An 8,770-nucleotide genomic window follows, 5' to 3' on the forward strand; every position below is an offset into this window, starting at 1 on the left:
CTTACTCAGGATGCAACCATTAATGTTTTTGCTAAAAATCCTGAAGAAAAAATGTCTTACAAAGTTGTTGCAGAATGGGCGGCGAATCCACAGGGTATCAAAGCAGGAAATCTGCGAAAACCAGCAACATGATTTTTCTTTGCGACAATCGTGGTCAAATGCTTTCGATGGGAAATCCCAGAAGCGGAAATCATCACGATTTATATGAAATAGAAGATGTTATGGGCGAGATTATTGAAATTTTGTCGGAAGCGGAAATTTCTCATAAGGGTCTTTTTTTGAATGCAGATTCGGGATTTGACAGTGAAAGTTTAAGACAGAAATTAGAAATGGAGGAAATAACAGGCAACATCAAAACCAATCCCCGGAATGGAAAAACAGTAGATAATGATCATTATTTTGATGAAAAGCTGTACGAAAACAGATTTAAAATAGAGCAGGCAAATGCATGGTTAGACGGCTTCAAGGCTTTGCTGATAAGATTTGAAACACTGGATATTACCTGGAAGAATATGCACTTTTTGGCGTTTTCTCTTAAACTAATCAAAAAATTAAAAGTTTAAACAACTTCGTTTAGTAAATATTTTCATAACAAATAAAATTTAATTAATAAAAACAAAGGTAGAGATCGTCAAGCCTCTTATTTTGACAAAATGAAGTGAGTTACTTGCAGATTTTACCCTCATATTTAATTTTTGACAAAAATATAATTGCTGTCAAAAAAAAGTTGTGACGCGCTTTTAAGTCCCTATTTATAAGCAATCCAAAATTTATTTTCTTCAATTGAAATAAAAATCTACACGGAATTTTATTTTTCAACTGAATTAAATTTTTATATTTGAAATAAGCGAGCGAGAGCAGACGATCACAGTGTAAAGCCTCGCGCGAGAAAATCCGGAGTAGGAAGTTTTGGAAAATGTGAGCGGGATTATACAATTATAAGTACAACGGCAAAGAACTGCAGGAGACGGGAATGTATGATTATGGGGCGAGATTCTATATGCCGGATATTGGGAGATTTGGAACACATGACCCTTTAAGTTCTACAACCTTAGACCCCTATGGATATACTTATAACAATCCAATCAACATTATAGACCCAACAGGTATGCAAGGGGAAGATTGGATAAAAAGAGGTAGTCAGGTATTTTTTGATGCATCTGTAAAGTCTCAGGCGGATGCAGTTGGTAAATATGGAGAATCAGCACAACATCTTGGTGAAGGTAGTACACTTACTACAAGTAATAGCGAAGGGGTATTGTCGCAATATACTTTCCATGACAATGGTACAGTCTCTAATGCTTCAGGAACTGTTTTAGATACAGGTTCAGATACAGTTACAGAAGGAGGAACAACTATTATGGGTTCTACAAATAGTATGTTTTCAGAAGGTGTGCATTCATTTTTGGCAGAAAGTTCTAACCCTAATCCTTTAGAACAATATAGAGCTTATCGTGATAATCCTAACTATAATGCTGGAGAATCTCGACTTGATAGAACTTTTAGACTAATGAATAGTGGTCATATTGAGCAAATGAGGGATGTAGCAAGTGGGTTTGCAGCAGGTGGTTATGGAAGAATTACAGGGACTACATTGTATAGAGCTGTATCACCTGCTGAATTAAGTGATATTTCTGCAAGTGGGGCATTGAGAGTTTCTAGCGCAGGATACGAAACAGGTAAACTTTTTACAAATAGTGCATCAAATGCTTCTCAATTTGGAAAATGGTTGTATAATTGGGATCAAACGCCTATGACAATTATAAGAGTACAAGTTCCAAATGCAGTTATGAAATCTGCTACTAATTTTACTGCTGATGGTTTACCTGCAACTTCAATTCCTGCAAATCAACTTCGAGCTATAAAGAGTATAGAGGCTTTAAAATATAGCCCTGTGGCTAAATAATAAATTATTATGAAAATTAGAGCAAAATTATTATTATATAAAGGAGGTAGAGAAACCCCATTTCAGAATGGGTATAGACCTCTCTTTGATTTTGATTCAACAAGTCTAGTATCAGGTAGAATTATGCTATCTTCTGAAAAAAAGATGGTGTATCCAGGTGAAGAAACTGAGGTTGAAATTGAATTTATATCTGATGATTACTTTGGAAACAAGCTCCATGTGGGAGAAAAGATTCTATTTACAGAATCTAAAAAACCTTTAGGAGAAATTGAAATAATAGAAATTTAAAATCATGCCATCGAATTTGGTGGCTTTTTTTATTTATCTTTCTTCGGAAACTTCAACAAAATATGATACAAAAAAACTTCCTTCCCCTCGCTAGCGCGAGCGTCCCGCTCGTGCCGGTAGAAAAAATAAACCCACCGCAAAGCGGTGGGTTTTGTATTTATAGCGCAGCAATATTTTTATCAAAGAAGTCTTTGAATTTTTTGGTAGTAAGCATTTCCCCCGCTGCGCAAAGTCTGTGACTTTGAGCGGATAAAACAAACCCACTGCAATTGCGGTGGGTTTGTTTTATAAAGCGGCTACATTTTTATTAAAGAAATCTTTAAATTTTTGTTTGGTAATCATTGTTTCGAGCATAGCGAAGATTACATTTTTATCTTTTTCTTCCAGTCCATTTATTAACCTTACCTGTTCTATCAGGGTTTTATCTTCTACCACAACTTCGGTAGGAACTTCATTATCCGGATGTACAATCTGGTCAATGGAAACACCGTAAAATTTAGCCAGTTTATCAAGCATCTCAACGGAAGCTTCACGTTGTCCGTTCTCAATCTTATTGTAATGAGAAATCCCCAAACCTATTTCTGTAGCGACTTGCTTTTGCAAAAGTCCTTTTTGTTCTCTTAGTGCTTTTATATTTTGTCCTAAATCCATTGTCAGAATATTTACAAACAAAAATATCCAAAAAGTCCATAAATAACAAATAATATCCAAATAGTAAAATAATTATTTGACTAAAAGGAAATTAATTTATAGATTTGCAATAGACAAATAGGCACAAAATAAATTAAACCCTCTATTTATGGAGATTACAGAAATAAAATCCCAGTTATCAATTGCAAATGTTCTGCATTATTACGGTTTAAAACCTGATAAGAACAATAAAATGTGCTGTCCGTTCCACGAAGATAAAACGCCATCAATGCAGATCTATTACAAAACGCAGACAGCATATTGTTTTAGCAGTAATTGCAAAACGCACGGCAAAAGTATGGATGTGATCGATTTTATAATGCACAAAGAAAATTTATCAAAGCACGAAGCGATAAAAAAAGCTGAAGAGATTTTAAATCCAGGTTCCGGAAACCAAGAGATAAGTAAAGAAAAGTTCCTTACCAATATGTTCCAATACTTTAGGAATGCGATAAGCAACAGCAAGCCTGCAAAGGAATATTTGGAAAAGAGAAATCTGGATAATAGCATTTTAGAAATCGGCTACAACTCGGGGCAGTTCCATCATGGGGAAAGAAAAACCGGAGAACTGATAAACAATGCTTTAGAAATAGGATTACTATTAGACAAAGGACTCGTCAACAACAGAACCAAAGAAAAAGCGTATCAGGTTTTTGCCAATAAGTGTATTATTTTTCCTTTAAAAAACAGAGATAATGAAATTGTAAGCATTTACGGAAGAAGCATTTTAGAGCCTAACGATAATAAATTGGCTGCGGGAACATCCCGCCATTTTTATCTGAAGAACCGCTCCGGAATTTATCCGGGATATCCAAAAAAAGACACCAAAAAACTGATATTAACGGAAGCCATTATCGATTGTGCAAGTTTACTTCAGATAAATCCAATTGCTAATAGCTATTCGCTAATGGCCTGCTTCGGAACGAATGGCTTGAACGAGGAAATTTTACAAGCAATAAAAGATCTTCCGGAACTGGAGGAAATTATCTTTTGTTTTGACCAGGATAAAGCAGGAAAAATGGCTGTCGCCAAATGTAGCAATCTAATAATGGAACAATGTAACAATGTTAAAATTACAAGCGTAGAGTTGCCGAATAATGATGTCAACGAAACTTTGCAGTTGCACGATGAAAGTATCTTTACAGAATTACTGAGTAATCGGAAAGATATTTTTCTTTCAACTGAAGGAGATTCCTCGATTCCTCGGAATGACAAGCGCACTGTCATTCTGACGAAGGAAGAATCTCCAAAAGCAGAACCAAAAACAGCAGCAGAATTTTTACAACAAAAAGACTTACTAAAATCTTTAAATCAGCTCATCGAAAAAGCAGGAATCATCGGAGAAGAAAACAGCCGATTATTATTGTTCCTGATTACGATAAGTTACTTAAATAAAAGCCCCTTACACGGAATTGTCCAGGGAAGTTCCGGAAGCGGAAAGACCCATATTATCAGCAGGATTGCAGACTTGATGCCACAGGAAGATGTACTCCGATTTACAAGAATTACAGAATCAAGTTTGTACAATTGGGGAGAATTTGATCTGTTCCAAAAGATTATAATAATAGAAGATTTGGACGGTTTAAAAGAAGATGCTTTGTATGCGCTGAGAGAATTTATATCAAACCAGGTATTAAGAAGTTCGGTCACCATCAAGGATAAAAAAGGAAATAATAAATCTTCTCATAAGATTGTAAAAGGACAGTTCAGTAGTTTAAGTGCAACCACAAAAGGAGAAACCTACGAAGATAATATGAACCGGAGTTTTATTATCGCCATTAATGAAAGTGAGGAGCAGACCGAGAAAATTATCAATTATCAGAACCGCAGAAATGCCGGAGAAGTCGACAAAAGCGAAGAGCAAAAAGCGATAAGCTTTATACAGAAAATCGTTAAAAATCTAAAACATTACGAGGTAATCAATCCGTTTGCAACACAGATACAGCTGCCGAATAATGTGAAAAATAAAAGGCGTTTAAATGAAATGTTTCAATCCATCATTAAGCAAATTACTATTATACATCAATATCAAAGAGAAACAAAAGACAACTTTTTAATTACAGAAATTGAAGATATAGAAAATGCAGTAGAAATATTATTCGAGAGTATTATTTTAAAAATAGACGAATTAGACGGAAGTCTGAGACAGTTTTTTGAGAAACTAAAGAAAGCCTTCAAAGAAGATAGTTTTACAAGGTTCGATGCGATGGAGGTTACAGGATTTAAGAAAACACAATTACAGTTTTATCTGAACGAATTGGTAAGATTAGAGTATTTAAAACAAATCGGTTATGCAAATAAAGGATTTAAGTATAAAATCTCTTATAGTGATAATATTCAGAAAGTTAGGAAAGATTTAAAGGAAGCTTTTACAAAGCAACTAGAAGAACTAAAGAAGAAAAAATAAATTGCCTCACCTACAAGGTGCGAACGCAAGCGAACGCTAAACGGAAGCAAAACGAACGCTAGATTACTGACAAAGCACGATGAATAAAGAAAAGTTGGTTATTGTTCGGAAAAATTGAAAATATTGAGTAAGCAAAACAATCATACTAATACAAATGGATGAAGAAAATATACTACAATTTAGAAAAGAATTACAGAATTTAGGGTATTGTAAAACCGTTATAAACTCCTATCCAAAGCAGATTGCAAAGTTTTTAAAATATATCCGGAAAGAAAATTTTGAAGTACAAAGCCAGGACATTTTAGAGTATTACAGTTATCTGAAAACGGTCATAAGCCCGAGAACTAAAAAGGCTTTAAGTGATAACTATCTCCACTCTATTGCATTGGCCATCAAACTCTACTTTGAATATTTACAAAGATCCGGAACCATAAAACTCAATCCTTACCAGCTGAAAATTAAAACTCCGAAATCAGAAGAGAGAAAAGTATTTACAGACGAAGAAATCAGAAGATTATACAATAAAAGCACATCATTACAAACCATCATATTACATCTGTGTTATGCGTGCGGAATGAGGAGAAGCGAAGCATCAGAACTAAAGATTAAGGATATTGATTTAGAAAATAATCTACTCTACATCAAAAAAGGAAAAGGTAAAAAGCGCAGAGTTATTCCATTTACAAAACAAGTTCAGAAAGATATTAAAGACTTTATTTTTTCATCTGAAGGAAAAGAATATTTATTGAACATTACAGCAACAAGAATCTACGAAGAATTTAAAAAGTTACTCAAAAAAGCAGAGTTGAATAATCAAGGATTTACATTACATTGTTTAAGGCATACAATTGCTACACAACTTCTGGAACAGGGAATGGAGCTTGAAAAAGTGAGGGATTTTTTAGGACATCAATATTTAGGAACAACTCAAATCTACACAAGAATCAATGATGGAACTGGAAAACTATCTGCAAAATGAACTATCTGGAGGAACTGTAAAAAACTATCTCTACGAAATAGAAAAGTTTAAAAAGCATAATAAAAATCCGGAGAAACTGAGCTATCAGAATCTAATGGAATATGTAGAATACTTAAGAAAAAGCTATACTCCACAAAGCGTAAAAAGAACGGTTTATGCGATAAAAAAATACTACGATTATTTAGTAGAAACAGGAAAGATAAAAACAAATATTGCAAGAAATATCAGGATAAAAGACGGCAAAGAGAATCCAATCCAATTACAGGAACTGCTCACAGAAAAAGAACTGCAAAAGCTTTTAGAACCGAGAAAAGAACGGTATCCGATATTAGAAAAAAGAAACCAAATCATAATGAGTTTACTGGTAAATCAAGCGTTATTAGTTGGAGATATTGAGAAACTGAAAATCGAAGATTTAGATTTAAAAAATGCAAAAATAAAAGTTCAAAAATCAGGAATTACCAACGAAAGAATATTAGATTTAAAAGCAGAACAAATATTGTTGTTTTATCAATATTTACAGGAAGAAAGAGAGAAATTAGAAAGGCAAAAAACTTCTTTTTTTCTACTGAATAAACTTGGGTCAGCAATTACAAAAGACGACATCAACTATCTTGTATCAACTTATCAGAAAGGTTTTACAAAGAAATTGACAAGCGTAAAAATCCGACAAAGCGTTATCAAACTGAAATTAGACCAGGGCGAAAACTTAAGAAAAGTACAATGTTTTGCAGGTCACAAACACGCAGATACAACCGAGAAATACAGAGAAACCGGAATCAACGCATTACAAACAGCGATTAATCAGTTCCATCCGCTTGCATTTTGAGTTAAAATCCCGCCCTCCGAATAAAAAAGACATTTTCTCCGACGCTCAAAACCCTCCAACTCTCCCACCCAAAACAGCCACAGCAAATTACATAATCAAAATTATACGCAAAGCAGCCGCAAAACGTTGTTCTCCGTTCCGCTGAAGCTTCACTGCGCACAAATCCCTCATTGCCTATAATTTGAGATTATGTAAAATGCTTTCCTTTTGTTTGGGCAAAGCCCGCACAATCCAACGCTTTTAGCCAACGCTTCCCCGAATCTTCCCAGCTCCGAAAAATACCTTTTTCTCCACCGCTGCAACCACCCGAATCAAGGAAAAATGCGCCATCGCTTTTGAAAGTTATCCGTAGAAAATGAAGTTGGTAAAAGAACAGAAATGTGGATTTGTGGAAAAATCCGGACTGAATCCAGGCGCAGTTTTTCCCACAAGTCCACATCTACAACAACAGCGACAATAATACAATTATTTACCCATAAAAAGATAAAGAATGATTACTACTTCTAAAAAAGGAGTTAAAGCTTTTAGAAATTGTGTTATTGATTTTAAAAGTTGAAGCTGTTTAAACTTATTTTAGAAAAAAAGTTCCGAGAAAATTAGCAATTTTGGATTGCAATTAAAAAAACTAATAATCTGGAACTCATCAGCAAAGATAAAATAGAGAAATGGATTTTACCCCATTTAAGCAAAGGAAAAAGGGGATTTTCTACAAAGTTTGACGTGGTAAAAATAATCCAGACCATTATAAAACGGCTGAAAACCGGTTGCCAGTGGCGTGAGATTTCTTTAAAAGACTATTTTGGGGAAGAAAAGATAAGCTGGCAAAATGTGTATTATTTTTTTAATAAATGGAGCAAGGATGGCAGTTTCAGGAATATTTGGGTTCATCTTTTGAATCGTAACAGGCGGTTGCTGGATATGTCTTGTGTTCAACTCGACGGAAGCCAGACCCGTTGCAGAATGGGCGGCGAATCCACAGGGTATCAAAGCAGGAAATCTGCGAAAACCAGCAACATGATTTTTCTTTGCGACAATCGTGGTCAAATGCTTTCGATGGGAAATCCCAGAAGCGGAAATCATCACGATTTATATGAAATAGAAGATGTTATGGGCGAGATTATTGAAATTTTGTCGGAAGCGGAAATTTCTCATAAGGGTCTTTTTTTGAATGCAGATTCGGGATTTGACAGTGAAAGTTTAAGACAGAAATTAGAAATGGAGGAAATAACAGGCAACATCAAAACCAATCCCCGGAATGGAAAAACAGTAGATAATGATCATTATTTTGATGAAAAGCTGTACGAAAACAGATTTAAAATAGAGCAGGCAAATGCATGGTTAGACGGCTTCAAGGCTTTGCTGATAAGATTTGAAACACTGGATATTACCTGGAAGAATATGCACTTTTTGGCGTTTTCTCTTAAACTAATCAAAAAATTAAAAGTTTAAACAACTTCATTATTATAATTTTACGGATCATTTGGGGAACATACGTTTAAGCTATAGTGATGCTAATGGAGATGGTATTGTAACAGGAGATATTGTGATTGAAAATTGCCAGACGTTTCCCGATGGCAGTATGGCATGCAACAACTATATTACACCCGGCGAAGCAGAGGGGGTAAACAATTATTATCCTTTTGGGTTGATGCATAATGCACAATATTATAG

Annotated in this window: 9 protein-coding genes and 1 pseudogene; 9 read left to right on the forward strand and 1 reads right to left on the reverse strand. The window is 34.7% G+C overall.

Annotated features, from left to right (window positions below; all coding sequences use genetic code 11):
• Nucleotides 1-74: 74 nt before the first annotated feature.
• The 4 genes and pseudogenes from SOP96_RS19735 to SOP96_RS19750 all read left to right on the forward strand — a co-directional run bounded on the left by SOP96_RS19735 (nt 75) and on the right by SOP96_RS19750 (nt 2,194).
• Complete coding sequence (locus SOP96_RS19735; protein WP_411911999.1) at nt 75-563, forward strand: transposase; 489 nt, start codon at nt 75-77, stop codon at nt 561-563.
• Between the two features lie 383 nt (nt 564-946).
• Nucleotides 947-1,099 (forward strand): annotated as a pseudogene (locus tag SOP96_RS19740) (RHS repeat-associated core domain-containing protein); the annotation flags it as partial.
• Nucleotides 1,100-1,108: 9 nt separating this feature from the next.
• Nucleotides 1,109-1,906, forward strand: coding sequence for a hypothetical protein (locus SOP96_RS19745; protein WP_326322592.1), 798 nt, complete (start codon nt 1,109-1,111; stop codon nt 1,904-1,906).
• 9 nt (nt 1,907-1,915) lie between these two features.
• A complete protein-coding gene (locus SOP96_RS19750; RefSeq protein ID WP_326322587.1) occupies nt 1,916-2,194 on the forward strand; it encodes an EF-Tu C-terminal domain-related protein in 279 nt (92 codons plus the stop codon).
• A 285-nt stretch (nt 2,195-2,479) separates the two neighbouring features.
• On the opposite strand, the gene SOP96_RS19755 is transcribed toward SOP96_RS19750, so the two are convergent.
• A complete protein-coding gene (locus SOP96_RS19755; protein ID WP_326322586.1) occupies nt 2,480-2,845 on the reverse strand; it encodes a helix-turn-helix domain-containing protein in 366 nt (121 codons plus the stop codon).
• Nucleotides 2,846-2,993: 148 nt separating this feature from the next.
• Here SOP96_RS19755 and SOP96_RS19760 point away from each other — a divergent pair, with 148 nt between their 5' ends.
• The 5 genes from SOP96_RS19760 to SOP96_RS19780 form a co-directional block, all read left to right on the forward strand.
• Complete coding sequence (locus SOP96_RS19760; protein WP_326322585.1) at nt 2,994-5,291, forward strand: CHC2 zinc finger domain-containing protein; 2,298 nt, start codon at nt 2,994-2,996, stop codon at nt 5,289-5,291.
• Nucleotides 5,292-5,445: 154 nt separating this feature from the next.
• Nucleotides 5,446-6,270: a tyrosine-type recombinase/integrase gene (locus SOP96_RS19765; RefSeq protein ID WP_326322584.1), complete on the forward strand. Its 825-nt coding sequence runs from the start codon at nt 5,446-5,448 to the stop codon at nt 6,268-6,270.
• Complete coding sequence (locus SOP96_RS19770) at nt 6,239-7,099, forward strand: tyrosine-type recombinase/integrase (protein WP_326322593.1); 861 nt, start codon at nt 6,239-6,241, stop codon at nt 7,097-7,099. Before SOP96_RS19765 ends, SOP96_RS19770 begins: the two co-directional genes overlap by 32 nt.
• 669 nt (nt 7,100-7,768) lie before the next feature.
• Nucleotides 7,769-8,548, forward strand: a complete 780-nt coding sequence (locus SOP96_RS19775) for a transposase (protein ID WP_326319550.1) — start codon at nt 7,769-7,771, stop codon at nt 8,546-8,548.
• 31 nt (nt 8,549-8,579) lie between these two features.
• Nucleotides 8,580-8,770: hypothetical protein (locus SOP96_RS19780; RefSeq protein WP_326322594.1), on the forward strand; the 191-nt coding region annotated here is incomplete at its 3' end.

The organism is Chryseobacterium salviniae, from assembly GCF_035819015.1.
GTDB classification, from domain to species: Bacteria; Bacteroidota; Bacteroidia; order Flavobacteriales; family Weeksellaceae; genus Chryseobacterium; species Chryseobacterium salviniae.